The sequence below is a fragment of the Corynebacterium hansenii genome, assembly GCF_030408795.1.
GTDB classification, from domain to species: domain Bacteria; phylum Actinomycetota; class Actinomycetes; order Mycobacteriales; family Mycobacteriaceae; genus Corynebacterium; species Corynebacterium hansenii.
The window spans coordinates 1,316,978-1,342,847 of record NZ_CP047211.1 but is presented as its reverse complement, the minus strand read 5'-3'; the positions used below and the strand labels follow the sequence as shown (position 1 = coordinate 1,342,847).

At 69.5% G+C, this 25,870-nt stretch carries 26 protein-coding genes; 9 read left to right on the top strand and 17 right to left on the bottom strand.

The annotated features are described in order from the left end of the window. Positions 1 to 63: 63 nt before the first annotated feature. Positions 64 to 840, bottom strand: a complete 777-nt coding sequence (locus CHAN_RS05955) for an Rv2732c family membrane protein (protein WP_290292838.1) — start codon at positions 838 to 840, stop codon at positions 64 to 66. Next, a complete protein-coding gene (miaB, locus tag CHAN_RS05950; RefSeq protein WP_290292836.1) occupies positions 833 to 2,452 on the bottom strand; it encodes a tRNA (N6-isopentenyl adenosine(37)-C2)-methylthiotransferase MiaB in 1,620 nt (539 codons plus the stop codon). Before miaB ends, CHAN_RS05955 begins: the two co-directional genes overlap by 8 nt. A gap of 170 nt (positions 2,453 to 2,622) precedes the next feature. Between miaB and gluA the strand changes: the two genes are divergently transcribed. The 4 genes from gluA to CHAN_RS05930 all read left to right on the top strand — a co-directional run bounded on the left by gluA (position 2,623) and on the right by CHAN_RS05930 (position 5,881). Beyond that, entirely contained in the window at positions 2,623 to 3,351 is a 729-nt protein-coding gene (gene gluA / locus CHAN_RS05945; protein ID WP_290293369.1) for a glutamate ABC transporter ATP-binding protein GluA, read from the top strand. A gap of 78 nt (positions 3,352 to 3,429) precedes the next feature. Further along, positions 3,430 to 4,248 (top strand): glutamate ABC transporter substrate-binding protein, encoded by an 819-nt coding sequence (locus CHAN_RS05940; RefSeq protein ID WP_290293367.1) that lies wholly within the window; start codon positions 3,430 to 3,432, stop codon positions 4,246 to 4,248. An 11-nt stretch (positions 4,249 to 4,259) separates the two neighbouring features. Beyond that, positions 4,260 to 4,943 (top strand): amino acid ABC transporter permease, encoded by a 684-nt coding sequence (locus CHAN_RS05935; RefSeq protein WP_290292834.1) that lies wholly within the window; start codon positions 4,260 to 4,262, stop codon positions 4,941 to 4,943. Then, positions 4,943 to 5,881, top strand: coding sequence for an amino acid ABC transporter permease (locus tag CHAN_RS05930; RefSeq protein ID WP_290292832.1), 939 nt, complete (start codon positions 4,943 to 4,945; stop codon positions 5,879 to 5,881). Before CHAN_RS05935 ends, CHAN_RS05930 begins: the two co-directional genes overlap by 1 nt. Positions 5,882 to 5,927: 46 nt before the next feature. Here the strand turns inward: CHAN_RS05930 and CHAN_RS05925 are convergent, their stop codons facing one another. From CHAN_RS05925 to CHAN_RS05915, 3 genes are all read right to left on the bottom strand, one after another. Further along, positions 5,928 to 6,515 carry a regulatory protein RecX gene (locus CHAN_RS05925; protein WP_290293365.1) on the bottom strand — a complete coding sequence of 196 codons (588 nt, stop codon included), beginning with the start codon at positions 6,513 to 6,515 and terminating at the stop codon, positions 5,928 to 5,930. Positions 6,516 to 6,652: 137 nt separating this feature from the next. After that, positions 6,653 to 7,759, bottom strand: coding sequence for a recombinase RecA (recA, locus tag CHAN_RS05920; protein WP_048739245.1), 1,107 nt, complete (start codon positions 7,757 to 7,759; stop codon positions 6,653 to 6,655). Between the two features lie 300 nt (positions 7,760 to 8,059). Beyond that, positions 8,060 to 8,266: a DUF3046 domain-containing protein gene (locus tag CHAN_RS05915; protein ID WP_048739296.1), complete on the bottom strand. Its 207-nt coding sequence runs from the start codon at positions 8,264 to 8,266 to the stop codon at positions 8,060 to 8,062. A gap of 69 nt (positions 8,267 to 8,335) precedes the next feature. On the opposite strand from CHAN_RS05915, the gene CHAN_RS05910 reads away from it, so the two are divergent. Genes CHAN_RS05910 through CHAN_RS05900 form a run of 3 tightly spaced genes read left to right on the top strand, consistent with a single transcriptional unit; the run spans position 8,336 to position 10,202 of the window. Beyond that, positions 8,336 to 8,896, top strand: a complete 561-nt coding sequence (locus tag CHAN_RS05910) for a biotin transporter BioY (protein WP_290292824.1) — start codon at positions 8,336 to 8,338, stop codon at positions 8,894 to 8,896. Further along, positions 8,893 to 9,576 carry an energy-coupling factor ABC transporter ATP-binding protein gene (locus CHAN_RS05905; protein ID WP_290292823.1) on the top strand — a complete coding sequence of 228 codons (684 nt, stop codon included), beginning with the start codon at positions 8,893 to 8,895 and terminating at the stop codon, positions 9,574 to 9,576. The genes CHAN_RS05910 and CHAN_RS05905 overlap by 4 nt, the downstream gene beginning before the upstream one ends. Then, positions 9,576 to 10,202 (top strand): energy-coupling factor transporter transmembrane component T family protein, encoded by a 627-nt coding sequence (locus CHAN_RS05900; RefSeq protein WP_290292821.1) that lies wholly within the window; start codon positions 9,576 to 9,578, stop codon positions 10,200 to 10,202. The genes CHAN_RS05905 and CHAN_RS05900 overlap by 1 nt, the downstream gene beginning before the upstream one ends. A gap of 96 nt (positions 10,203 to 10,298) precedes the next feature. On the opposite strand, the gene CHAN_RS05895 is transcribed toward CHAN_RS05900, so the two are convergent. The 4 genes from CHAN_RS05895 to pgsA form a co-directional block, all read right to left on the bottom strand. After that, complete coding sequence (locus tag CHAN_RS05895; protein ID WP_290292819.1) at positions 10,299 to 11,135, bottom strand: PspA/IM30 family protein; 837 nt, start codon at positions 11,133 to 11,135, stop codon at positions 10,299 to 10,301. Positions 11,136 to 11,252: 117 nt separating this feature from the next. Further along, entirely contained in the window at positions 11,253 to 11,600 is a 348-nt protein-coding gene (locus CHAN_RS05890; RefSeq protein WP_290292816.1) for a helix-turn-helix domain-containing protein, read from the bottom strand. 46 nt (positions 11,601 to 11,646) lie between these two features. Beyond that, positions 11,647 to 12,192, bottom strand: a complete 546-nt coding sequence (locus tag CHAN_RS05885; RefSeq protein WP_290292815.1) for a CinA family protein — start codon at positions 12,190 to 12,192, stop codon at positions 11,647 to 11,649. Continuing rightward, complete coding sequence (pgsA, locus tag CHAN_RS05880; RefSeq protein WP_290292813.1) at positions 12,189 to 12,764, bottom strand: CDP-diacylglycerol--glycerol-3-phosphate 3-phosphatidyltransferase; 576 nt, start codon at positions 12,762 to 12,764, stop codon at positions 12,189 to 12,191. Before pgsA ends, CHAN_RS05885 begins: the two co-directional genes overlap by 4 nt. Positions 12,765 to 12,828: 64 nt before the next feature. Here pgsA and CHAN_RS05875 point away from each other — a divergent pair, with 64 nt between their 5' ends. After that, entirely contained in the window at positions 12,829 to 13,113 is a 285-nt protein-coding gene (locus CHAN_RS05875; RefSeq protein WP_048739256.1) for a YciI family protein, read from the top strand. A gap of 27 nt (positions 13,114 to 13,140) precedes the next feature. On the opposite strand, the gene CHAN_RS05870 is transcribed toward CHAN_RS05875, so the two are convergent. From CHAN_RS05870 to dapB, 7 genes are all read right to left on the bottom strand, one after another. Continuing rightward, on the bottom strand, positions 13,141 to 14,265 hold the full coding sequence (locus tag CHAN_RS05870) for a TerC family protein (protein ID WP_082144202.1): 1,125 nt from the start codon (positions 14,263 to 14,265) through the stop codon (positions 13,141 to 13,143). 246 nt (positions 14,266 to 14,511) lie between these two features. Beyond that, positions 14,512 to 17,700: a DNA translocase FtsK gene (locus tag CHAN_RS05865; protein WP_435384055.1), complete on the bottom strand. Its 3,189-nt coding sequence runs from the start codon at positions 17,698 to 17,700 to the stop codon at positions 14,512 to 14,514. 78 nt (positions 17,701 to 17,778) lie between these two features. Further along, complete coding sequence (locus CHAN_RS05860; protein WP_048739259.1) at positions 17,779 to 18,396, bottom strand: TIGR03085 family metal-binding protein; 618 nt, start codon at positions 18,394 to 18,396, stop codon at positions 17,779 to 17,781. 122 nt (positions 18,397 to 18,518) lie between these two features. Continuing rightward, positions 18,519 to 20,657, bottom strand: a complete 2,139-nt coding sequence (locus CHAN_RS05855; RefSeq protein ID WP_290292799.1) for a ribonuclease J — start codon at positions 20,655 to 20,657, stop codon at positions 18,519 to 18,521. Beyond that, entirely contained in the window at positions 20,658 to 21,563 is a 906-nt protein-coding gene (gene dapA / locus CHAN_RS05850) for a 4-hydroxy-tetrahydrodipicolinate synthase (RefSeq protein ID WP_048739264.1), read from the bottom strand. It abuts the gene before it with no gap. Between the two features lie 49 nt (positions 21,564 to 21,612). Next, positions 21,613 to 22,365 (bottom strand): FAD-dependent thymidylate synthase, encoded by a 753-nt coding sequence (gene thyX / locus CHAN_RS05845; protein WP_290292795.1) that lies wholly within the window; start codon positions 22,363 to 22,365, stop codon positions 21,613 to 21,615. A gap of 10 nt (positions 22,366 to 22,375) precedes the next feature. Further along, positions 22,376 to 23,134 (bottom strand): 4-hydroxy-tetrahydrodipicolinate reductase, encoded by a 759-nt coding sequence (gene dapB, locus CHAN_RS05840; protein WP_290292792.1) that lies wholly within the window; start codon positions 23,132 to 23,134, stop codon positions 22,376 to 22,378. Positions 23,135 to 23,432: 298 nt separating this feature from the next. Between dapB and CHAN_RS05835 the strand changes: the two genes are divergently transcribed. Further along, on the top strand, positions 23,433 to 24,923 hold the full coding sequence (locus CHAN_RS05835; RefSeq protein WP_290292790.1) for an MDR family MFS transporter: 1,491 nt from the start codon (positions 23,433 to 23,435) through the stop codon (positions 24,921 to 24,923). Positions 24,924 to 24,953: 30 nt separating this feature from the next. Here CHAN_RS05835 and CHAN_RS05830 read toward each other — a convergent pair whose 3' ends face one another. Continuing rightward, positions 24,954 to 25,694 (bottom strand): DUF2786 domain-containing protein, encoded by a 741-nt coding sequence (locus tag CHAN_RS05830; RefSeq protein WP_290292787.1) that lies wholly within the window; start codon positions 25,692 to 25,694, stop codon positions 24,954 to 24,956. Positions 25,695 to 25,870: the final 176 nt, after the last annotated feature.

Sequence of the window (25,870 nt, the reverse complement as noted above, 5' to 3'; positions counted from 1 at the left end):
GGGGTCCGGGCTCCTTCGACGGAGCGTCGGGACGGGATCGGGGTCGGGGGCGGCGTGCGCCCCCTACTTCTCCCGCTGGTCGGAATGCTCCGGATGTTCCCGCTGCTCGGACCGTTCCGGCTGCGCCGATTCCCCCGCCCGGGCCTCGGCCTGCTCCTGCTCGCGCTTCTCGCGGCGGCGCCGGGAGCGGTCGCGGCGATCGTCGACCATGGCGTCGACCTCCGTGCCGGTGTTGTCGATGAGCCCCGCGCGCAGGTACTGCTGCTGGGCGCGCAGCACCGGGTCCTCGTGGACCTCCTCCCGCCGCGCGGCGGCCAGCGCCGCCTGGAACGTCGACTTGCGGAAGACCACGAAGCACATCGTGATGGCCAGCAAGATGGAGAAGGCGATGCCCAGGGCCAGGCCCCAGCCGATGCCCTCCGACGCCTCCGACGGCGGACGCGACTGGCGCATCCACCCGGCGAACATCGAGTACACCGCCTGGATGCACGCGACCATCCATGTCACGAAGGCGACGACGGCCGACCGCGACAGGATCGTCGCCACGACCAGCAGCACGCCGACGAGCAGGATGATCGTGTAAATCCGCTCCGGCAGCATGGTGAAGTACCGCCGCGCCATGTCGGTGTCGAGCAGGACGTCGAAGCCCAGCACGTTGCCGGAATGCGGCGCGAAGAAAGTGAAGATCAGCCCCACGAGCAGGATGCCCATCGGGACGACCTGCTTGCCCAACTGGATTTCGCCGGCCGCCCTGCGCTCGGCCGCCCGCAGATCGCCGCGGAACTCGGCCAGCTTGTCGCTCGAGGCGCCTTCGGCCGGCGCCGCGTTTCGGTCAGTCACAACCGCAACCCCTGTCCTGGTTCATCGTCTGGCCCATGGCCGGCGTCGACGGCCGACCCACCGCGGGCAAGCCTAGTCCCACTCCGATCGGCGCGGTCGTCGGGGTGTTGCCCGCCTCCCACATGTCGCCCGCGCGGGTGCGGCGGTGACCGGTCACACCCGAGTCGGCGATGAGGAAGTGCGGCGCCGAATCGGTGACCGTGACGGTCACGAAGTCGCCGGGACGGATCTTCCCGTCGATGTGGGGGGCGGCGGCGTCGTCAAGCGACCCCTCCCCCGCGTCCCCGCCCGCGGGCACCGGCGCGAAGTGGACCAGCCTGCCGTCGACCGCGCGACCCGACATGCGGCGGGTCTCGGCGTTCTTCTTGCCGTCGTCGGCGGTGACCAGCAGCTCGAGGGTGCGGCCGACCTGCTTGGCGTTCTCCTCCGCGCTGATGCGCTCCTGCAGCTCGATGAGCCGGCCGTAGCGCTCCTTGACCACCTCCGGCGGCACCTGGTCCGGCATGTCGGCGGCCGGGGTGCCCGGACGCGGCGAGTACTGGAAGGTGTAGGCGGACGTGAAGCGGGCTCGCTCGACGACGTCGAGGGTCGCCTGGAAATCCTCCTCGGTCTCGCCCGGGAAACCGACGATGATGTCCGTGGTGATCGCCGCGTGCGGCATCCGCTCGCGCACCTTGTCCAGGATGCCCAGGAACTTCTTCGACCGGTAGGACCGGCGCATCTCCTTGAGCACCTTGTCGGAGCCGGACTGCAGCGGCATGTGCAGCTGCGGCGCGACGTTGGGGGTCTCGGCCATCGCGTCGATGACGTCGTCGGTGAACTCGGCCGGGTGCGGGGAGGTGAAGCGGACGCGCTCCAGGCCCTCGATCTCGCCGCACGCGCGCAGCAGCTTGGAGAACGCGCTGCGGTCGCGCTCGAGTGCGGGGTCGTCGAAATGCACGCCGTAGGCGTTGACGTTCTGCCCCAGCAGCGTCACCTCGGTCACGCCCTGCTCGACCAGCGCCTTCACCTCGGCGAGGATGTCGCCCGGCCGGCGGTCGCGCTCCTTGCCGCGCAGCGACGGCACGATGCAGAAGGTGCAGGTGTTGTTGCAGCCCACCGACACCGACACCCACCCCGCGTACGGCGACTCGCGCTTGGCGGGCAGCACCGACGGGAAGTCCTCCAGCGCGTCCTTGATCTCCACCTGCGCCTCGTGGTTGTGCGAGGCGCGTTCCAGCAGCGCCGGCAGCGACCCGAGGTTGTGCGTGCCGAAGACGACGTCGACCCACGGCGCCTTCTCCACCACCGTGGCCTTGTCCTTCTGCGCCAGGCAGCCGCCGACGGCGATCTGCATGCCCGGGTGCTCGTCCTTGACGGGCTTGAGCCGGCCCAGCGTGCCGTACAGGCGGTTGTCGGCGTTCTCGCGCACGGCGCAGGTGTTGAACACGACCAGGTCCGGCCGCTCGCCCTCGGCGGCGGCGACGTAGCCGTTGTCCTCGAGCAGGCCGGAGAGGCGCTCGGAGTCGTGGACGTTCATCTGGCAGCCGAACGTGCGCACCTCGTAGGTGCGGGGCGTGTCCGGGGCATGGGGTGCGAGTGCGTCGTGGGTGGTGGGGCTGGCTTTCGTCACGCGGGAAAGGGTATCGCGCGGGGTCCGCGTTCCCCAATCGCCGGATCCGCCCCGTCGGCGGCGGGCGGCGAACGGTGGACGCGGCGTGACCTTTGCCTCTTTTCACGGCGAAGGTGATCGGAGTAACTTTCTCGATCATGACCGATACCCACGCCGGCGGCGGCACCGCCATGATCAGGATGGAGGGCGTCGAAAAGTACTTCGACGACTTCCACGCGCTGAAGAACATCAACCTCGCGATTCCCCGCGGACAGGTCGTCGTGGTCCTGGGGCCCTCGGGCTCCGGCAAATCCACGCTGTGCCGGACCATCAACCGGCTGGAGACCATCGACGAAGGCTCCATCCACATCGACGGCGCCAAGTTGCCCGAGGAAGGCAAGGAGCTGGCCCGGCTCCGCGCCGACGTCGGCATGGTCTTCCAGTCGTTCAACCTGTTCTCGCACCTGACCATCAAGGACAACGTCACGCTCGCGCCGATGAAGGTGCGCAAGATGCCCAAGGCCGACGCCGAGAAGCTGGCCATGCGCCTGCTCGACCGGGTCGGCATCGCCGCGCAGGCCGACAAGTACCCGGCGCAGCTGTCGGGCGGCCAGCAGCAGCGCGTGGCCATCGCCAGGGCTCTGGCCATGAACCCCAAGGTCATGCTTTTCGACGAGCCGACGTCCGCGCTGGACCCCGAAATGGTCAACGAGGTGCTGGACGTCATGGCGTCGCTGGCGAAGGAGGGCATGACCATGGTGTGCGTGACGCACGAGATGGGCTTCGCCCGCAAGGCCGCGGACCGCATCCTGTTCATGGCCGACGGCGAGATCATCGAGGACACCGACCCGGACACCTTCTTCGACTCCCCCTCCACCAATAGGGCCCGGGATTTCCTGGGCAAGATCCTCGGGCATTAGGGGGCGGCCGTGAAACGCAATACACGACTGCTCCGGCGGGCCGCCGCCGCGGTGGCCGCCCTGGGCGCGGCGGCCGCGATGGTCGCCTGCGGATCATCCGAGCCGCGCAGCGTCCTCGGCGACATCGAATCGGGGCAGGTGATCCTGGGCACCAAGTACGACCAGCCGGGGCTCGGCCTGCGACACCCGGACAAGACGATGTCCGGCATCGACGTCGACGTGGCCACCTACGTGGTCAACCACATCGCCGACGCCAACGGGTGGGCGCACCCGGAGATCAAGTGGCGCGAAACCCCGTCGGCGCAGCGCGAGACGCTGATCAACAACGGCGAGGTCACCATGATCGCCGCCACGTACTCGATCAACGCCGGCCGCGCCAAGGCCGTCGACTTCGGCGGGCCGTACCTGCTCACCCACCAGGCGCTCCTGGTGCGCGACGACGACCGCACGCTGGAGTCCCTCGGGGACCTGGCCAACGGCCGCAAGCTGTGCTCGGTGACCGGCTCCACGCCGGCCCAGAAGATCAAGGACGCCCTGCCCGGCGTGCAGCTGCAGGAGTTCGACTCCTACTCCTCCTGCGTGGAGGCGCTGTACCGCGGCAAGGTCGACGCCTTGACCACCGATGCGACGATCCTGGCGGGCTACGCGACGCAGTACGACGATGAGCTGCGCGTCGTGCCCATGACCAAGCCCGACGGCGCCCCGTTCACCAACGAGCACTACGGCATCGGGCACGCCAAGGGCGACCCGGAGTCGACGAAGGCCATCAACGACGCGCTGCGCGAGATGTACTCGTCCGGCGAGTTCCGGCGCATCCTCGAGCGCAACCTCGGCGCGAACGCCGGCACCGCGACCGAGGACGCCATCGGCGACCTGACCTTCACGGAAAAGAAGTAGGGGGTGCGAACATGACCGAACTGTTCGCGGAAATCGGCCCGTCGCTGCTGGCGGCATTCTGGGTCACCATCAAGTTGACGCTCTTCTCCGCGCTGGGGGCCCTGATCCTGGGCACCATCCTCACGGCGATGCGCGTCTGCCCCGTCGGCATCCTGCGTTCGCTCGCGGCCGGCTACATCGAGCTGCTGCGGAACACCCCGCTGACGCTGATCGTGCTGTTCTGCTCGATCGGCCTGTACCAGAACCTGGGCCTCGCGCTGGCCCCGGAAAACGACGACTTCATCGTCAACAACAACTTCTGGCTCGCGGTGCTGGGCTTCACGCTCTACACGGCGGCGTTCGTGGCGGAGTCGCTGCGTTCCGGCATCAACACGGTGCCCTTCGGCCAGGCGGAGGCCGCGCGATCGCTCGGCCTGACCTTCGGCCAGGTGTTCTCCAAGATCATCTTCCCGCAGGCGCTGCGGGCGGCGATCATCCCGCTGGGCAACACCGCCATCGCGTTGACCAAAAACACGACCATCGCGTCGATCATCGGCGTCGGCGAGGCCTCGCTGCTGATGAAGGAGACGCTGGAGAACAACGCCAACCTGCTGTTCCCGACCTTCGGCATCTTCGCCCTCGGCTTCGTCGCCCTGACGTTGCCGATGGGCCTGCTCTTCGGCCGGGCCGGACTCAACTTGGCGGTGAGGCAGTGATGAGCACTCGGGCAACGGTCCTGTACGACACCCCGGGCCCCCGGGGGCGCAGGACGAATCTGATTCTCACGACCGCCACCATCGTCGTCGCGCTGCTCGCGGCGTGGTGGATCGGCTCCAAGCTGGCCGCCAACGGCCAGTTCGAGGCCGAGAAATGGACCCCGTTCTTCAAATCCACGACGTGGACGACGTACCTGCTGCCGGGCCTGTTCGGCACGTTGATGGCCGCCGCACTGTCGATCGTGCTGGCGCTGGCCATCGGCACGGCGCTGGGCCTGGGGCGTCTTGCCGAGGCCGCGTGGATCCGGTGGATCTGCGGCGCGCTCGTGGAGTTCTTCCGCGCGGTGCCGGTGCTGATCCTGATCATCTTCGCCTACCAGCTGTTCGCGCAGTACGCGGTGTTCCCGTCGGCGTTCCTGTCCTTCGCGGCGGTCGTGTTCGGCCTGACGGTGTACAACGGCACGGTCATGGCGGAGATCCTCCGGTCGGGCATCATGTCGCTGCCGAAGGGCCAGACCGAGGCGGCCCTGGCGCTGGGCCTGACCCGCGGGCAGACGATGGTGAAGATCCTGCTGCCGCAGGCGGTGGCCGCCATGCTTCCGGCTCTGATCGCCCAGATGGTCATCGCGCTGAAGGATTCGGCGCTGGGCTACACCATCGGCTACGTCGAGGTGGTCCGCTCGGGCATCCAGTCGGCGTCGTACTACCGGAACTACTTCGCGGCGCTGCTGGTGGTCGCGGCGATCATGTTCCTGATCAACTTCGGCCTGACCCGGGTGGCGCAGCGCATCGAGCATCAGCTGCGGGCCGGCCGCGCGCGGCGCAACATCATCGCGGCGGTCCCCCACCAGCCCGATCAGGGCCTGGAGACCAAGGACGAGGTCAACGTCGACTGGCACGACCCGGGCTACACGGAAATCAAGAACCCCGGCGAATGATTCCCGGGATGGGCGCTTGACGACGCCCACGCGCACCCGACGCCCGCTACCCCGAGCTCAGCTCTTCGTAGCGGGCGTCGAGCGCTTCCCGCGCGATGGCGAGGGACATGCCCTCGCCGAAACCGCGCCTCGCGAGCACGCCGACGACCCGGCGCAGATCCTTGTCCCGCCCGGCCCGATCGGCGGGCGGCGCCTTGACGGTCCCGGCCTTCTTCGCCGCCAACGCGCGGGCCACCTCGGATTCATCGGCGTCGGTGACCTGCTCCAGGGCCTCCTCTCGCAGGTGCGGCGCGATGCCCTTGCCCGCGAGTTCGCGGTCGAGGACCATGCGGGATTTCCCCCTGGCCGCGTGGCGTTGACGCACCCATTCGCGGGCGAAGTGGGCGTCGTCGAGCAGCTTCGACCGCGTCAGGTCGTCGAGCACCTCGTCGATCGCCGCCGCCGGCCATTCGTCGCTCTCGGCGAGCCGGCCACGCAACTCCTCGCGCGACCGCGCCCGCTGGTCCAGCAGCCGCAGCGCGCGGGAGCGGATGGGGGCCTTCACCGCTTCGGCGTCGGCGTCGATGATTGGTTCGCCGCCTTCTTCGGCGACCTTCTCCATCGCGGTGCGGAGCTTCTCCAGCTTCGCCTCCATCGCTGCGCCGTCCGCCACGGACGCGCCCCCCTTCCATTGCTCCCGTCATCGGGCCGGCGATTCCGGCCCATCGTTCGGGTCCGACATCCGAACCCGTCATTTGCCCGGCCGACCGGCGGCCGGGCGCGATCCGCCCGCTACTCCTCGTCCTTGTCGTCGAAGTCGATGTCGGGCACCACGTCGACCGGGGCATCGGCATCGGGCTCGTCGGTGGCGTTGGCGTACTCGCCCACGCCGAGCTTGCGCTTGATCTTGTCCTCCAGGTCCGCGGCCAGGTCGGGGTTCGAACGCAGGTACTCGCGGGCCTTCTCCTTGCCCTGGCCCAGCTGATCGCCCTCGTAGGTGAACCAGGAACCGGACTTCTTGATGATCCCGTTGTCCACGCCCATGTCCAGGATCGAGCCCTCGCGGGAAATGCCCTGGCCGTAGATGATGTCGAACTCGGCGATCTTGAACGGCGGCGACACCTTGTTCTTGACCACCTTCAGCTTGGTGCGGTTGCCCACCGCGTCCTGGCCGTCCTTCAGCGTCTGGATGCGCCGCACGTCGCAACGCACCGACGCGTAGAACTTCAGGGCCTTGCCGCCGGTCGTGGTCTCGGGGGAACCGAACATCACGCCGATCTTCTCGCGCAGCTGGTTGATGAACACCGCCGTCGTGCCCGAGTTGGACAGCGCGCCCGTCATCTTGCGCAGCGCCTGGCTCATCAGGCGGGCCTGCAGGCCGACGTGGGAGTCGCCCATCTCGCCGTCGATCTCCGCCTTCGGCGTCAGCGCCGCCACGGAGTCCACGACGATGATGTCGATGGCGCCCGAACGCACCAGCATGTCGGCGATCTCCAGGGCCTGCTCGCCGGTGTCCGGCTGCGAGACCAGCAGGTTGTCCGTGTCCACGCCCAGCTTGCGCGCGTACTCCGGGTCCAGCGCGTGCTCGGCGTCGATGAACGCCGCGATGCCGCCGGCCCGCTGCGCCTCGGCGATCGCGTGCAGCGCCACCGTCGTCTTGCCGGAGGACTCCGGGCCGTAGATCTCCACGATGCGGCCGCGCGGGAAACCGCCGATGCCCAGCGCCACGTCGATGGCGATGTTGCCGGAGGAAATCGCGCGGATCGGCGGGCGCTCCTCGTCGCCCAGCCGCATCACGGCTCCCTTGCCGAAGTCCTTCTCGATGTTGGCCAACGCCACGTCGAGCGCCTTGAGCCGGTCGCCGCCGCCCGAAGCCGCCGTCGTCTTCTTCCTCGCCATGTTGGTCTCCTGTTCGCGCGCCGTCTCCGACGCGCCTAGATCCGTTTCGTCCCGTACCTGATGCGCGCCCGGCGCCAATGTTTGCGTCACGCCCTATTGGACGCGCCCCGGAGCGAATCGGTTCCATCTTCGTTTTCCGCGGCACCCTCGCCGCCCACACCCGTCGTTGTACCGGGCCGGGCGGATCAACGGGCCGCACGCGTTCGACTATAGACGAATGCCCGTTCGAATGCGCGCCGAAACACGCCGACACGCCGTCTCGGGCAGCCGTCGCAAAGCAAAGGCCCGCGCCCACCCAGCTCAGTCGTCGGGCCCCAGCCAGCGCTCCTCCGGGACGTCGTGGTCCCGGCACAGCGCCCACCACACGTCACGGGGTTCAACGCCGCGTTCGATCAACTCGGCGGGCGTGGCGCCGTACTCGGCCAGCACATGCGACTCCAGCAGCCAGGGGCCGTGGGAATCGCCGAACTCGGCCTCGACGAAGCGGTGAAAATCGGCCAAACGCATGCCCACACGGTAACACCGCCCGCAGCCCGCCCTGAACGCCGATCAACCAGGCGACTAGAGTCATTTCCCGTGCAGAAATCAGCGGTCCAATCCCTCGTCTACGTCGCGGCCTTCGCCGCCCTGATCATCGTCCTCGGCGCGGTTTCCATCCCCGTCGGCGGCGCGGGCGTGCCCATCGTCCTGCAGAACATGGGCATCGTCCTCGCCGGGCTGCTGCTCGGCTGGCGCCGCGGCACCCTCGCGGTGCTGCTGTTCCTGGGCGTGGGGCTCATCGGCGTCCCCAACCTCGCCGGATTCCGCACCACGTTGTCGGCCCTGCCCGGCACGACGGTCGGCTACATCGTCGGCTACGTCGTCGCGGCGCTGGTCATCGGCCTGCTCACCGTGCGCCGCCCGCGCAAGCCGGCCCCGATGATCGGCCTGTTCATCGCCGCGGGCCTGGTGGGCGTGCTCATCCAGTACCTCTTCGGCACCTTCGGCCTGATGGCCCGCGCCGAGATGGGCTTCGTCGAGGCCCTGCTGGTCAACATCCCGTTCATCCCGGGCGACCTCATCAAGGTCGTCGTCGCCGCCCTCATCGCCGCGCCCGTGCTGCGCGCCTTCCCGGATCTGCGCCCGACCGCCCGATGACCGTCATCCGCTTCGACTCCGTCACCTGCGATTACGAAGGCCGCCGCGCCCTCGGCCCGGTGACCGTCGAACTGACCGAACGCCGCATCGGCATCATCGGCCCCAACGGCGGCGGCAAGTCGACGTTCGTCCGCCTGACAAATGGCCTCGCGGACGCCTCGTCGGGCCGCGTCTCCGTCGGCGGCCTCGACCCCTCCCGCAAGGGCCGCGAGGTCCGCCGCAACGTCGGTTTCGTCTTCTCCGACGCCGACAATCAGATCGTCATGCCCACCGTCGCCGAGGACGTCTCCTTTTCGCTGCGCCAACGCGGCATCGCGCCGAAGGACCGGGAGTCGCTCACCGAGTCGGCTTTGCGACGCTTCGGGCTCGCCGACCACGCGGACCATTCGCCGCACCTGCTCTCCGGCGGGCAGAAGCAGCTGCTGGCGCTGACCTCGGTTCTCGTCCTCGAGCCGGAGCTGGTCATCGCCGACGAGCCGACCACGCTCCTGGACCTGCGCAACCGCAGGCTCCTGGCCTCCACGTTCGCGGGGTTGGAGCAGCAGTTGATCGTGGTCACTCACGACCTGGATTTCGTGTCCGGCTTCGACCGGGTGCTCTGCATCGAAGACGGCCTCATCGTCGACGACGGCGAGCCCGGCCCCGTCATCGACGGGTACGTCGCGCGGATGGGCGCCTGATGGCCGGCCGCGGCGCGTCGATCGTGCCCCTATCGGTGTACGTCAAACGCGACTCCCCCATCCACCGGATGCCCGCCGGGCCGAAGCTGGCGCTCGTCATCGGCTTCATCGTCCTGGCGACGATCTTCGCCCGCACCATCCCCACCGCGGCAGGGGCCCTGGCCATCGCCCTGGGCGGCTACGCCCTCGCGCGCATCCCGGTCAAGGTCGCGCTGTCCCAGCTGTTCGGCGCGGTGCCCCTCCTGGCGTTCATCGCCGTCATCCAGGGACTCACCGGCGACTGGGAGCTGGGCATTATGCTGTTCCTGCAGATCCTCGCCTGCGTGATCGCCGCGACGCTGCTGACCCTGACCACCCGCGTCTCGGACCTCATGGACACGTTCGACCGCCTGCTGGCGCCGCTGGGCAAGCTGGGCCTGCCGGTGGCCACGATTTCGCTGGCCATGTCGCTGACGCTGCGCCTGATCCCGCTGCAGGTGCAGGCGGTGCGCGACGTCCTGGACGCGCGGAAGGCCCGCGGCGCCGCCGCGCCGGCCACCGCCTTCGGCGTACCCGTGCTCATCCGCACCATCCGCCGGTCCCGCGCCATGTCGGATGCGCTCCTGGCCCGCGGCGTCGGGGACTGAGCGGCGACGCGAAAAAACCGGCGGCCGACCACGTCATCGTGGTCGGCCGCCGGCTTCGTGGCGCGGAATCCCGCGCGAAAATCAGTGCCGCGAAACTCAGTTGCCGCCGCGCAGCTCGCGCAGCTTGGCTTCGACGGCCGGGTCGGCGGACCCGGACTGGCCGCCCTGGCCCTGCTCGATGGCGCCCTGGGCGCCGCCGGCGGACAGCTGGTTGCCGCCGCGCATCTCGGAGCGGATCTGCTCCAGGCGCGAGTGGCCCGCCAGCTGGATGCCGGCCTGCTCGACCTCGGCCATGCGGCCCTGGACCGAGTTCTGCGCCAGCTCGGCCTGGCCGAGGGCGTTGGCGTAGCGGCGCTCGATCTTGTCGCGCACCTGATCCAGATTCGGCGTCGAACCGGAGGACAGCTCGTTCATGGACTGCAGGGACTCGGAGACCTTTTCCTGCATCTTCGCCTGCTCCAGCTGCGACAGCAGCTTGGTGCGCTCGGCGACCTTCTGCTGCAGGGCCATGGAGTTGCGCTCCACGGCCTTCTTCGCCTGCGCGGCCTGCTGCAGCGACTGGTCGTGCAGTCCCTTGAGGTCCTCCACCGACTGCTCGGCGGTGACCAGCTGGGCGGCGAACGCCTCCGCGGCGTTCTCGTACTCGACGGCCTTGGCCTCGTCCCCCTCCCCGCGGGCCTTGTCGGCCAGCTGCAGCGCCTGGCGGGTGTTGCCCTGGAGCTTCTCGATCTCCGCGAGCTGGCGGTTCAGGCGCATCTCCAGCTGGCGCTGGTTGCCGATGACGGCCGCCGCCTGCTGGGAAAGCTCCTGGTGCTGCCGCTGGGCGTCTTCGATGGCCTGCTGGATCTGAACCTTGGGATCCGCGTTCTCCTCGATTTTCGAGTCGAACAGGGCCATCAAGTAATTCCACAGCTTGGCGAAGGGGTTAGCCATTGTTGCTCTGTACCTTCCTCAGGGGGTCGACGGATGTGGTCGGGAGACCCGGGCGTCCGGCGTCCCAGGATACCCGGCGGCGTGGCGCGGCGCAGCAACACCGCGCGCGAAAGCGTTCTACATCGCGGCCATCTCGGGCCGGGCGGCGTGCAGCGCCATGGTGCCCGCGGCGTCGATGATCACGTCGGAGACGGACACCGACAAACCGTGGCACACGGACGCCAGCAGCTCCGATGAGACTTCCTTGCGGCCGCGCTCCAGCTCGGACAGGTAACCGGGGCTGATGGCGGCGAGGTCGGACAGCTCGCGCAGGGTCATGCCGTTGCGGGTGCGGATGTCGCGCAGCGCTTCCCCGAGCGCCTCCCGCAGCAGCGGTTCACGCGCCGGTTCCGCGGCCGGCAGCGGCGTGCGCGCCGGAGCGGACTCCGGCGCGGGGGCGGAAATGGTCATCGTGTCGTTGATCATCACCCCCATCAACGCGCGACGGCGCCGGATTGTTCCCGGCGCCCGGTCACCGCCCCAATTCCGCTTCGAGGAGTTCGAGGGCGGCGGCGACGGATCCGGCGCGGATCCCCCAGCGCCCGGCATCCGGATCGATCTCGAGCCGCTTGACGACGACGCCGTCCCCGGCTTCGCCCGCCGCGTCCCGTCCGCCGGGACGCGCCAGCCCGCACCACACTTCGCCGACGGGATGGCCGTCCTGGGGGTCCGGGCCCGCCACGCCGGTCAGCGCGATCCCCCAGTCCGCGCCGCAGCGCCGCTTGGCGCCAGCGGCCATGGCCCGCGCGGTCTCGGCCGCCACGGGCCCCACGCGGTCGAGGACCTCGCCGGGAACACCCGCCAGCGTCTCCTTGAGTTCGGTGGCGTAGGTGATCAATCCCCCGCGCAGGACGGCTGAGGCCCCGGGCACCCCGGCGACGGTCGCGCAGAACAGGCCGGCGGTCAGCGATTCGGCGGCGGCCAGGGTTTGGCCCCGGGACGTCAGCTCGGCGACGACGCCCGCCGCGGCGGTCGGGCCGGCCAAGGGGTCGGCGGCGTCGCCGGCCCGCGCGGTCACTGCGCGGCCCTGCGGGAATCGACGATGTACTGGATGCCGGTGACCACGGTGATGATCACGGCGACGATCATCACGATCCACGCGGGCCAGTGCAGCCACGCCAGCGGCATGAGGAACAGCGCGACCGCCAGCGACTGGGTGACGGTCTTCAGCTTGCCGCCCTTGGAGGCGGGCACGACGTGGCCGGCGCGCAGCTGGAACATGCGCCAGAAGGTGATGCCCAGCTCTCGGACCACGATGATCGCGGTGATCCACCAGGGCAGAAGGCCGATGATGTTCAGGCCCACCAGGGCGCCGATCATCAGCGCCTTGTCGGCGATCGGGTCGGCGATCTTGCCGAAGTCCGTCACCAGGTTCCGGCTGCGCGCGATGTCGCCGTCGATCTTGTCGGTGATCATCAGCGCCGCGAAGACGCCGAAGGCCCACCACCGCCACCCGGCGTCGTTCCCGCCGTCCTGGAGCAGCAGCCACAGGAAGACGGGGACGCCGAGAATGCGCAAAACGGTCAGCGCGTTCGGCAGGTTCCAGTTGGAGGGCGCGGCATCCGCCGCGGGGCGGGTCTGATCGGTCACGGGCACAACACTACCGCCGAATCCGAAACGTTCTAATCGGCGTCCCCGGCCGTAGACTCCGGGCATGACCATCTACGCCGTCTCCTACAGCTACGACCCCGAAGATCCCCGCATCGCCGAGGTGCGCCCCGACCACCGCGCGTTCATCGCCGGCCTGAAGGAAAAGGGCGCGATCATCGGCTCGGGGCCCCACCCCGACGCCGAAGGCGGGGCGCTCATCGTCATCCGCGTGGGCGACGGCGAGGACCCCGCCTCCGTGATGGACGCGGATCCCTTCCACGTCCGGGGCGTGCTCGCCGGCCGGACGATCCGGGAGTGGAACCCGGTCATCAACATCTGGGACGACTAGGCGTCCTGTCCCCGAAGGGCCGGCGGCCTACTCCCGACCGCTCCCGCGGACGTCCCTCCCGGGCTCCGCGGCGTCCCGGCGGCGCGGCCGGGCGTCGTCACGCGAACGCGCGTCCGGCACGATCTCCTCGTGCTCCTCGTCGTGGCCGGTCCAGCGCGGCGGGGCGATGCCGCCCATGTTCTCGTCGCGCTTGTTCTTCAGCCAGGACGCCACGACGGTCACCACGAGGACGAAGACGATGAACGCCAGCGACGTCCACGTGCCGATCTCCGGCACGGGCACGTCCTCGCCGCCATTGATGAACGGCAGGTTGTTCTCGTGCAGCGCGTGCAGCAGCAGCTTGATCGCGATGAAGCCGAGGATGACGCCGAGGCCGTAGGCAAGGTACACCAGGCGGTCCAGCAGGCCGTCGAGCAGGAAGTACATCTGGCGCAGGCCCATCAGGGCGAGCGCGTTGGCCGTGAAGACGATGTATGGCTCGTTGGTCAGGCCGAAGATGGCCGGGATCGAATCGAACGCGAACATGATGTCCACGAAGCCGATGGCCACCAGCGCCACCGCCAGCGGGGTGAAGAAGCGCTTGCCGTCCACCCGGGCGAACATCTTGTCCTTGTTGTAGCCGCGGGAGATCGGCACGAACTTGCGCAGCCACTTGATGATGGCCATGTCGTTGGGGTCGACCTCGGGCTTGTCCGCGGCCTCGTCCCAGACCGTCTTGATGGCCGTGTACAGCAGGAACAGCGCGAACAGGTAGAAGACGTCGGACCACGCGTGGATGACCGCCGCACCGAGGACGATGAACACGGTGCGGAACGCCAGGGCCATGGCGATGCCGAACAGCAGCACCTTCTGCTGGTACTTGCGCGGGATCTTGAACGCGCCGATGATCAGCGCGAACACGAAAAGATTGTCCACGCTCAGCGCCTTTTCGGTCACGTAGCCCGACAGGAACTCGACGCCGCGCTGGTGGTCCCAGAACAACCACACGAACCCGCCGAACAGAAGGGCGAGGACGACGTAGAAGGCGGTCCAGCCGCCGGCCTCCTTGAGCGTCGGCTCATGGGGCGTCTTGACGTGGGCGTAGAAGTCGAACGTGATGAAGCCGATGACGATCACGATGGTGATCGCCCATACGAAAATGGGTACGTGCACGGGTGCTGTGCTCCTCCGGTCGGTCAACGAATAACCGGAGGTCTCTCCCACCTGGCGGCTCGCGCCGGCCGATGGCGCCGGGGAAAGCGCGGCACCCGCCCTGCGGCGCGCACCCGATTCCCGTGTTGACGACGGCCATCGCGGTGAAATCCGGGGATACTCCCCTCCACGCCGACCCACTGTACACGTCAACGAACCCCGCACGCAGTCTCGTGCGGGGTCCGGTGCGCCGTGCCGGGCGCGGGGTCAGGCCATGCCCTCCGTCGGCTCGGCGTCGACGACCTCGGTGTCGTCGGTGGGCGCCTCGGCCGGGTCCGCGCCGCGGATCATCCAGATGATGGTCTCCAGTTCCTCCGGCTTGACCAGCACTTCGCGGGCCTTCGAGCCCTCCGACGGGCCGACGACGCCGCGGGTCTCCATGAGGTCCATCAGGCGGCCGGCCTTGGCGAAGCCGATGCGGAGCTTGCGCTGCAGCATCGACGTCGAGCCGAACTGCGACGTGACCACCAGCTCGACGGCCTGGACCAGATCCTCGAGGTCGTCGCCGATGTCGGGGTCGATGTTCTTGACGGCTTCGGCGTTCTTGTCCTCGGTGACGCCCTCGGTGTAGTCGGGCTCGGCCTGGTCCTTGCACGCCTCGACGACGGCCTGGATTTCGTCGTCGGTGACGAACGCGCCCTGCAGGCGGCGGGGCTTGCCGGCGCCCTGCGGGATGAACAGCGCGTCGCCCATGCCGATGAGCTTCTCGGCGCCGCCCTGGTCCAGGATGACGCGGGAGTCGGTCAGCGAGGACGTGGCGAACGCCAGCCGCGACGGCACGTTGGTCTTGATCAGGCCGGTGACCACGTCCACGGACGGGCGCTGCGTGGCCAGCACCAGGTGGATGCCGGCGGCGCGGGCCTTCTGCGTGATTCGGACGATGGCGTCCTCGATGTCGCGCGGGGCGGTCATCATCAGGTCGGCGAGCTCGTCGACGACGCAGACGATGTACGGGTACGGGCGGTACTCGCGCTCCGAGCCGAGCGGCGCGGTGATCTCGCCGGACTTCACCTTGCGGTTGAAGTCCTTGATGTGGCGCACGCGGGTGGACTTCATGTCCATGTACCGCTGCTCCATTTCCTCCACCAGCCACTGCAGCGCCGCGGCGGCCTTCTTCGGTTGGGTGATGATCGGCGTGATCAGGTGCGGGATGCCCTCGTACGGCGTGAGCTCGACCATCTTCGGGTCGACGAGGATCAGGCGCACCTCCTCCGGGGTCGCGCGGGTCAGCAGCGACACGAGCATCGAGTTGACGAACGCCGACTTGCCGGAGCCGGTCGAGCCGGCGACGAGCAGGTGCGGCATCTTCTGGATCGAGTGGCTGATGAACTCGCCCTCGATGTCCTTGCCCAGGCCGATGAGCATCGCGTCGTCGTTGGCCACGGTCTTCGGCGCCTCGAGGACGTCGGCGAGCCGGACCATTTCGCGGTCGTTGTTGGGCACCTCGATGCCGACCGCCGACTTGCCGGGGATGGGCGTGAGCAGCCGGACGTTGTCGGTGGCCACCGCGTAGGCGATGTTGGACTGCAGGTTGGTGATCTTGGAGACCTTCACGCCGGGGCCCAGCGCGATCTCGTAGCGCGTGACCGTCGGGCCGCGCGAGAATCCGGTGACCTGCGCGTCGATGTTGAACTCCGCGAAGACGTCGGTGATGGCCTCGATCATGCGGTCGTTGGTCGCCGTGCGGGTCTTCGGCGGCTCGCCCTGGATGAGCAGATCGGTCGACGGCAGGCGGTAGCCGTCGGCGACGGTCGGGCGCGCGGGCGCGACGGCCGACTTCGGCTCCATCTCGGACTTCGGGGTCGCCGCGGGGATCGCGGAGGCGTCGATGCCCGACCGCGCGGCAATCGCGTCCATCTGCCGGCGGGTCGCCTCGGACACGGCGTCGCCGCCGGCCTTGCGCTCGCGGGGCTTCGGCGCCTCCCGCTTGACGACGCTCGTCTCGGCGTCGTCCACCGCGGGCATGACGGCGGTGTCCGCGTCGTCGTGATCGTCGGACGGCGCCGGAAGCGCCACGGTGGCCGCGGCCTCGTCGTCGATGGTCAGCTGGCGGGTCTCCGAGTCATCGCCGTAGCCGTCCGCCGAATCATCGCCGGCGAATGCGGGGCGGCGCGATGCCCTCGTCGGGGCGTCGTCGTCGAGCAGGTCATAGAGATTGTCGTCGACGGGGGCCTGCGCGGCGCGTCCACCGCGGGTGCGCTTCGGCGCCGCGGATCGGCGCGCGGGACGCGCTTCGCGGGGTTCCGCGACCGCCGTGGGTTCGGGGCCGTCGGGACCGTCGTAGGCGTCGGCGCGCTCGTCGAGCATGCCGTCGACGGCCGCGTATCGGTCGTCCGGGTCGAACGGGTCGTCGTCGACCGCGCGGCCGCGGCCGACGCGGCCCGACCAGGCGCCGAGGTTGAGGTACTCGCCGACGACGTCGACCAGGCGGCGCACCGTGGTGCCGCTGAGCAGCAGCGCACCGTAGAAGATGACGCCGAAAAGGAGGATGACCGCCACCCACGGCGTGAAGCCGGCGGCCAGCGGGGTGCCGATGTAGCCGCCGATCGCTCCGCCCGCGGCGCGCCGGCCCTCCCAATCGGCGGGGCGGCCCGAACCGATGTGGACGATCGCCAGCATGCCGCCGGCGATGAGGGCCGCGCCGATGCCCGCCGCGGAGAAGCGCTCGCGCGGCGGCATGGTGCCGAGCATCATCATGACCGCGACGATTCCCAGCACCACCGGCAGCAGGTAGGCGCCGACGCCGATGAGCGTGCGGAAGAAGGTCTCCACCAGATCGCCGACGGGGCCCGCCAGCGAAAACCAGGTCGCCCCGGCGAGGATGATGGCCAGGGCGAGGACGAGCAGGGCGGCTCCGTCGCGCGAACCGCCGATCCCCGGTTCCTCCGGCGGGAGGTCATGCTCCCCGCCCGGCCCCGCCGCGCCCGCGGGGGCGCCCTGCGCGGCCGAACCCCGACCGCGGGACGCTCCGGCCGGAGGCTCGAGGTCGTCGTAGCCGTCGGCCTTCTTCCGGCGCTTCGGCCGGGAATCAACGGGAGCGCCTTGACCGGCATCGCCGTTGACGTTCGCGGACGACTTGCCGCGCCGCTTTCCCTTCACGTGCGCATCATCCGCGCCCCGGACCTCCATCTCATCTCGCCCATCGCCGCCGCGGCCGCCGAGCTTGCGGGCCAGGCCCGCCACGCCGCGGGCGGTCTGCGACCACGCGCCGGACAACCCCTCCCCGACCGCGCGGTAGGCGCCGCCGGTGCGCTCGAACTCGATGCCGTATCCGTCGTCCATGCGTCGGGTCGCGTCGCGGGCGGAACGGGAATCCGCGGGCCGGCGCGCCGGACCACGCGAGGTGGGGCGCGTCCGGGGGCTGCGGGTACGGCTGGTGGCTGACATGGGCCCCATGCTAGTCGGTTTTCGCCCCTATTTTCACATCAGTCACACGCGTGTCAGTTTGCGCGCAGCGTCAGATGGACGGAAGCATCAAATCGACAGGCGCACGACGCCCGACTGGTCGCCGTCGACCTCGACACGGGCTTCATCGCGACCGAACAGCCACAGCACGAGCTCGCCGGGATCGCCCTTGACCGTCACGATCCCCGCACCGGCGCCCGAACGGTCGACCGGCGTCGTCGCCGCGCCGTCATCGCGCACGAGCACCACGGTGCACGTCGAATCGCGGAGCATCCGCCGCGACATCGTCGACGCGATGCGCCACAGATCCCGGCGCCCGGCCGGCGACAGCTCCCGCGGCTCCCACCCGTCGCGGGCCCGGCGCACGTCCTCGTGGTGCACGAAATTCTCCGCGGCATTGACCAGCTGGTCCGCCCACCGCATGGGATTCCACACCGGCGCACCGTTGGCCCAGGTGTCCACCAGCTCCTCGAAGGGCTTGGCCTCGTACTCCGCCGTCACCTTCTCCAGGCGCTCCCGGAGCGCCGGCACGAACATGCCGCCCGCCGCATCCGGCCGGTTCTCCCGCACCACCAGGTGAACCGCCAGATCCCGGGTCGTCCACCCCTCGCACAACGTCGGGGCGTCCGGGCCGACCTCGCGGAACAATTCCGCCAACTGCCGTCGTTCTTCCTGCGCAAATGTCATGGCAACCAGTGTACGGGCATGGCGGGAGCGCGGCCGGGCGCGAAAACGCCCCTTTTGCGGCACAAGGCCGAAAAGGGGCGTCGCAAAGCACAACCGGGCCGGAACCCGGGACGGCGCGGAACCTACAGGCTCTCGCGGGTGCCGTCCACGTCCGCGTCGGAGACCACGTCGCCGGACTCCGAGGACATGGGCACGATGGTCGGGACGATCATCGGGCTGCGGCGGTACTTCTGGTTGATCATCTTCTCCGCGCGGCGGCGGACCTCCTGCGCCATGCGGTACGGGTTGTTCTCCCCGGAACCGGCGAGGTCGTACATGGTCTCGTCGACCAGCTTCTCGACCTCCGCGAGGACCTCCTTGACGTCGTCGGCGAAACCGCGCGCCTGGGCGCGGGGCTTCTCCAGCGGACGGCCCGTGCGGTTGTCGATGACCGAGGTGACCGTGATCAGGCCGCCCTCGCGCATCTCCGCGCGGTCCGCCAGGACGTCGGCGTCGACGTCGCCCATCGACGTGCCGTCGACGTAGAGCTGGCCGACCGGGACCTGGCCCACGACGCGGGCTCGGCCGTCGACCAGGTCGACGACGACGCCGTTCTGCGCCAGCACCACGTTCTCGGCGGGCACGCCCGTCGAAATGGCCAGCTCCTTGTTGGCGCGCAGGTGGCGCCACTCGCCGTGCACCGGCATCGCGTTGGACGGGCGCACCGCGTTGTACAGGAACAGCAGCTCGCCGGAGAAGCCGTGGCCCGAGGTGTGGACCTTGGCGTCCTTGCCGGTGACGACCTTCGCGCCGATCTGGGCGAGCATGTTGAGGACGCCGAAGACGGCTTCCTCGTTGCCCGGGACCAGCGACGACGACATGATGATCAGATCGCCGTCGCGGACGGTGATCTGGCGGTGCTCGCGACGGGCCATCCGGCTCAGCGCCGCCATCGGCTCACCCTGCGTGCCCGTGGTGACCAGCACGACCTTGTGCGGCGCCATGCGGGCCGCCTCGTTCATCTCGACGATCGTGCCGCGCGGGGCGGTCAGCAGACCGAGCTCCTCGGCGATGCGCATGTTGCGGATCATCGACCGGCCGTTGAACGCGACCTTGCGGTTCGCGGCGACGGCGGCGTCGATGACGGCCTGGACGCGGTACACGTTCGACGCGAAGGCGGCGAAGATGACGCGCTGCTTGGCCTCCATCACCAGACGGCGCAGCGTCGGGATGATCTCGGACTCCGAGGCGGACACGCCCGGCGTCGTCGCATTGGTGGAGTCGCACAGGAACAGGTCGACGCCCTCGTCGCCCAGGCGGCTCAGCGCCGGCAGGTCGGTCGGGCGCTTGTCCGGCGGGGTCTGGTCCAGCTTGATGTCGCCCGTGTGGACGACCAGGCCGGCGCCGGTCTTGATGGCGACGCCCAGGCACTCCGGGATGGAGTGGTTGACCGCGAAGAAACGCACGTCGAACGGGCCGCGCTGCAGGCGGTCTTCCTCGGTGACCTCGATGGTCTTCGGGCGGATGCGGTGCTCCTGCAGCTTCGCCTGGATCAGGGCCAGGGTGAAGCGGGACGCGATGATCGGGATGTCGCCGCGCTGCTTGAGCATCCACGGGATGGCGCCGATGTGGTCCTCGTGGCCGTGGGTGACCACGAGCGCCTCGACGCGATCCCACTTGCCCTCCATGTAGGAGAAGTCCGGGAGGATCAGGTCGACGCCCGGCTCATCCGAGCTCGGGAACAGCACACCGCAGTCGACGATGAGCAGGCGGTCCCGGTACTCGAAGACCGTCATGTTGCGGCCGATCTCCGAAATGCCGCCGAGCGCCACGATGCGCAGGCCGTCCTTCGGCGCCTTCGGGGGCTCCGGCAGACGCTGCGTCAGGTCCGCGCCCTGCATGGACTGGACGACGTTGCGGCGGTTGCGGTTGCCGCCGCGGCCACCGCCCTTGTTGCCGCCGGACTGGCCCTGGCCACCGCGACCGCCGCGGCCGGAGCCGCCCTGGCCGGACTGCCCGGACCGTTCCTGGCCGCCGCGCGCTCCGCGGCCGCCGCGGGCTCCGCGCCCGCCGCGGGACGAACCGCCGGAGCGGTCCTGTCCCTTATCTTGGGCCTTGTCCTGGCCCTTGTCCTGCTTGGGCTGCGAGCCCTGGCCGGAGTCGCGGTCGGCGTTGCCGCCGTCGTTCTTGGGCGCCTGCGACTCGGCGCGTGCGATCTCCGCCTCCTGCGGGGGTCCGGCCTTGCGGACGACCTTGCGGGGGCGGCTGCGATTCTCGGTCACTTAGAGGACACCGGCCTCTCGCATGTCGGAGGCGAGCAGTTCACGCTGCTCGGGTGTCGGGGAAATCTGCGGCAAACGGGGTTCTCCTGTCTGAATGCCCTGCAGCGTCAAAGCTGCCTTGGCGAAGCTCACCCCGCCCAGGCGGGCCTGGGCGCGGAAGAGCGGGGTCATGGAAGCGTGGGTCTCGCGGGCGGCGTCGAGCCGGCCTGCGTCGAACTGGGCGCGCAGGTCGGCGAGCTTGCGGGGCGCGGCGTGGCCGATGACGGAGATGAAGCCGGTGGCGCCGATGGACAGCCACGGCAGGTTCACCACGTCGTCGCCGGAGTACCAGGCCAAATCCGTGTTGGCGATGATGTGCGCCGCTGCACCGAGGTCGCCCTTGGCGTCCTTCACCGCGGTGATGCGGGGATGCTCCGCGAGACGGAAAAGAGTGTCCGTTTCAATCGGGATGACCGAGCGCGGCGGAATGTCGTACAGGCAGACCTCCAGGTCCGTCGCGTCGGCGACGGCGGTGAAGTGCCGGTAGATCCCTTCCTGGCTCGGCTTCGAGTAATACGGCGTAACCACCAGGAGCGAGTCCGCGCCCGCGTCGGCCGAGGCCTTCGCGAGTTCGATGGACGACGCGGTGTCGTTGGTGCCCGCCCCGGCGACCAGCTTGACGGAGTCGCCGAGTTCGGCGCGCACGGCGCGCAGCAGCTCCAGCTTCTCCTCGGTGGTCGTCGTCGGGGACTCGCCGGTGGTGCCGGCGAGGATGAGCGAGTCGCAGCCGTTGTCCGTCAGATGGCCGGCCAACCGCACGCCTGCGTCGACGTCCAGGGCGCCATCCGCGTCAAACGGGGTCACCATGGCGACGGCGACGGTGCCGTAGGCATCGACGCCTCGGTTCGAAGCGAATCCAGTGGTCATTGTTGAGAGGCTACCTGTTCTGTGTCGCTGTGCCGGGCATTGCCCCGGCTTATCCTTCAAATGCGTACGGGCTCGACGCGACGACGGAGCCGTCGCGGAGGCGGTTGACCTCGAAATCGCCGAACGCCGTCGGCGCGGCCGCCTGCAGTTCCTCCAGGCACGCAACCGCCAGCGCCCGGATCTCCGAATCCGCGTGTTCCGTGGCGCGCATTCCGATGAAATGCCTCCACGAACGGTAGTTACCGGTCACCACGATACGTGTTTCCGTCGCGTTGGGCAGCACCGCCCGCGCGGCCTGGCGCGCCTGTTTGCGGCGCAGGAGGGCGTTGGGCTCCCCCGCCCATTTCTCCTCGAGCGCGTCGAGCAGTTCCTGGTAGGCGAACCGGGACTGGTCGACGACTCCCTCGAACAGCGCCAGCAGCTCCGGGTCCTCGGCGATGACCGCCGGGGCGACGACGCGGTTGGCGGTGTCGGGGACGAACCGCTGGGACAGCTGCGAAAAGGAGAAGTGCCGGTGGCGCGTCAGTTCGTGCGCGCAGGACCGGGACAGTCCGCGCACGTAGATCGACGCGGAGGCGTGCTCGAACAGGCTGGTGTGCCCGACTTCGAGCACGTGCCGCAGGTATCCCCCGTTGGTGGCGGTGCGGGGGTTGGGCTTGTCCCACGTTTCGTAGCAGGCGCGGCCGGCGAATTCGATGAGGGCCTCGCCGCCGTCGGCGTCGGTCTCCCAGTCGATGTCGGCCGGCGGCGCGAACTGCGTCGAGGCGATGAGCTGCGCGCTCAATCCCACGATTTCGGGCATGTCCCTTTCCTTACAGGCCGAGGTAGGACTCGAGGCCGACGGTCAGCCCCCGGTGCTCGGCGATCTTGCGCACGCCGAGCAGGACGCCCGGCACGAAGGAGGTGCGGGAGTAGGAGTCCTGCTTGATGGTCAGGGACTGGCCCTCGGTGCCGAAAATGACGGTCTCGTGGGCCACGGCGCCGGTCATGCGCACCGCGTGCACGGGAACGCCTTCGACGTCCGCGCCGCGGGAGCCGTCCAGGGACTGCTCGGTGGCGTCGGGCTGGTCGCCCAGCCCCGCTTCACGACGGGCCCGCGCGATTCCTTCGGCGGTGTGGATCGCGGTTCCGGACGGGGCGTCCTTCTTGTGGGGATGATGCATCTCGATGACCTCGGCCGACTCGAAGTAGGGGGCCGCGATCTCGGAGAAGCGCATGGTCAGCACCGCGGAGATGGCGAAGTTCGGGGCGATGAGCACGTTGGGCTTCCGTCCTTCGGCGCCGGCGTCGATCCACTCCCGGACCCGGTCGAGGCGCTCCGGCGTGAAGCCGGTGGTGCCGACGACCGCGTGGATGCCGTTGGCCAGGCAGTATTCGAGGTTGCCCATGACGGCGTCGGGCTGGGTGAAGTCGACGATGACCTCGGCGCCGGCGTCGGTCAACGTCGCCAGATCGTCGCCGGCGTCGAGCCGGGCGACGAGGTCGAGGTCGTCGGCGGCCTCGACGGCCTCGCAGATGGTGGATCCGACCTTGCCCTTGGCGCCGAGCACGCCGACCTTGATGTTGCCCATGTTCTCCTGGCTCTCCCCTCGTGGCGGGCGCGTGCGCGGCCGCCGCTCTTGCTGTCTTGTTCCGTGCAACCACTCTAGGCCGCGTGCCCGGGACTTCGCGCCGACCCGCCGTTTTCCGGTTTCGGCGGGATCGGACTGGCATTGTGGGCCGCGTAGGCGTATGTTTAGCCGATTCGATGCGCCGCACGCTTTTCGCGGGCGGACGCAGTTTCCTCATTCGGGCACCGGGCGGACACCATCGTCGCGGTGCCCGACCCATCCTTGAAGCGTCCCGGTACACCGGGGAAAGGAGTGGCGCATGTCCCGCGCCGAATCCGCCCAGTCCGGCGAACCCCGTCCGGCCGGCGAAGCCCGCCCGACCGCGGACGCGGCCAACCGGGGGGCGCCGAAGAAGCGCGCCCCGTACACGGCCATCTACGTCCTGCTGGCGGCCGCGTTCATCGCGATCCTCAACGAAACGGTCATGAGCGTCGCCATCCCGGTGATCAAGGCCGATCTCGACATCACCGCCGCCCTGGCGCAGTGGGTGACCACCGCGTTCCTGCTGACCATGGCGGTGGTCATCCCGATCACCGGTTTCCTCATCTCGAAGCTGACGCTGCGCCGGCTTTTCCTGCTCTCGCAGGGCTTGTTCGTCGTCGGCACGCTCATCGGGGCGCTGTCCCCGAATTTCACGGTGGTCATCGTCGGTCGCGTCATCCAGGCGGCCGGCACCGCCGTGCTGCTCCCCCTGCTCATGACCACCGTCCTGCGGCTGGTCCCGGAGAAGAGCCGCGGCACGATGATGGGCAACCTGTCCATCGTCATCGCCGTCGCACCGGCCATCGGCCCCACGGTATCCGGGTTGATCCTCAAGCTGGCCTCGAACAACTGGCACATGCTGTTCTGGACGATGCTGCCCATCGGCGCCCTCGCGCTGGTCGTGGGCACGGTGCTGCTGCCGTCGTTCGGCGAGCGCTCCGACAAGCGCATCGACGTGCTCTCGGTCGCCTTGTCCGCCGTCGGTTTCGGCATGACGGTCTACGGCCTGTCGCTCGTCGGCGCCGAGGCCGGCGCGAAGCTGTGGCTTTCCCTCGGCGTCGGCCTGGTGTCGCTGGTCCTCTTCGGCTTCCGCCAGGTGCGCCTGGCGCGCACGGATTCGGCGCTGCTGGATCTGCGGATGTTCCGCACGAAGAGCTTCGCGATCTCCACCGCGCTGCTGTCGATCGGCATGCTGGCGATGTTCGGCGTCATCATCATCCTCCCCCTCTACCTCGCCCTGCGCGGCGTCGAGGTGCTGACCATCGGCCTCATGCTCATGCCCGGCCCGCTGGTCATGGGACTGATGGGACCGTTCGTCGGCCGCCTGTACGACAAGTTCGGCCCGCGCCCGCTGGTGCCGCCGGGGGCCACGATGGTCACCCTCGGCATTTTCGGCCTGTCGTTCATCGGACTGAACACCCCGCTGTGGTGGATCGTGGCCGCGCACATCGGCCTGGAGATCGGCCTGGGCCTGCTGTTCACCCCGCTGTTCACGTGGGGCCTCGGCGATTTGCCGCAGAAGCTCTACCCGGACGGCTCCGCGGTGGTCAACACTTTGCAGCAGGTCTTCGGCGCCGTGGGCACGGCCACCTTCGTGGCCATCTCCGCGGCGACGACGGCGGCCATCGCGGCCTCGCCCACTCCGGCCGTCGACGAGACCATCGCCGGATACAAGATGTCCATGTGGGTCGGCGTCGGATTCGGCGCCGTCGCCATCGCCCTGTCCACCCGGGTCAGGCGCACCCGCAAGCGCATCGAGCTGGAATGATCGCCGCCGGCTGAGCCGCGCAATACCCCCTCACGCCCGCAGCGCCCGGGTGCCGCCGAGCCTGGTCTGCCCGAGATCGGTGCCGTGCCCGGCGGCGCACCCGTGCATGTAGGCGTCGCCGTCCAGCCGGGCCTTCGACGTCGTGTGCCGCAGGAACGGGTACCTGCGGCGCATTTCGTCGCGCGCCCGCTGCGCGTCGTCCTTGAGCACCAGGGCGGTGTCCGTCGCGCGACCGCCCCGCGCGCCGGCCCGATCATCCGACCGTTCCGCGGCCCTGCGCTCCTGCACCGACAACCTCTCGCCCACCACATTGGCGAACCCCACCATGTAGGACCTGCGCCACCGCGCGGTCACCGCGGCCTCGCCGGCCCGCAACCGCGCCGCGCCCGCAAGCATCTGGGGGCACAGCACGGAAAACAGCAGCCGCACGCGCTCCACGTGCCTGGCGGCACCGATCAGCGTGCCCCGGTCGGCGCCGCGGCCGGGACCCCGCCCACCGCCGGACCAATACACGACCTCGCAATGCAGCGCCTTCCCCAGCACGTTGAGCAGCGCGATCTGCTGGCGCTGGTAGGCGCCCGACATGTCGAGCTCCACCACCTTCATCTCCGCGCCGGCATCGCCCGGATCGCCCAGCTTCGCCGGGTCGAGGCCGTACTGCGCGATCAGCGCGAACGCCTTGTCGCGGAACACGTCGCCCTCCGGCGTGCCCGCGCGATCCTCCGCCTGATTGAGCAGCTTGCGGACCTTCTCGCGGATGTCTCCCCGCATCGAAACCACGTGAACCCTCCCCCTTCGGCGCGGGCCTTCGCCCGTGCCATCACGCGCGCCCCGCCCGCCGGGACGTCGCACTCGTTTTCGATTCGCCGCCGACGCTACCCGATCGAACGGATCTTCGCACGGCGAAGGGCCCGGAAGCCTCACATGGATTCTCCCGGGCCCTTTGT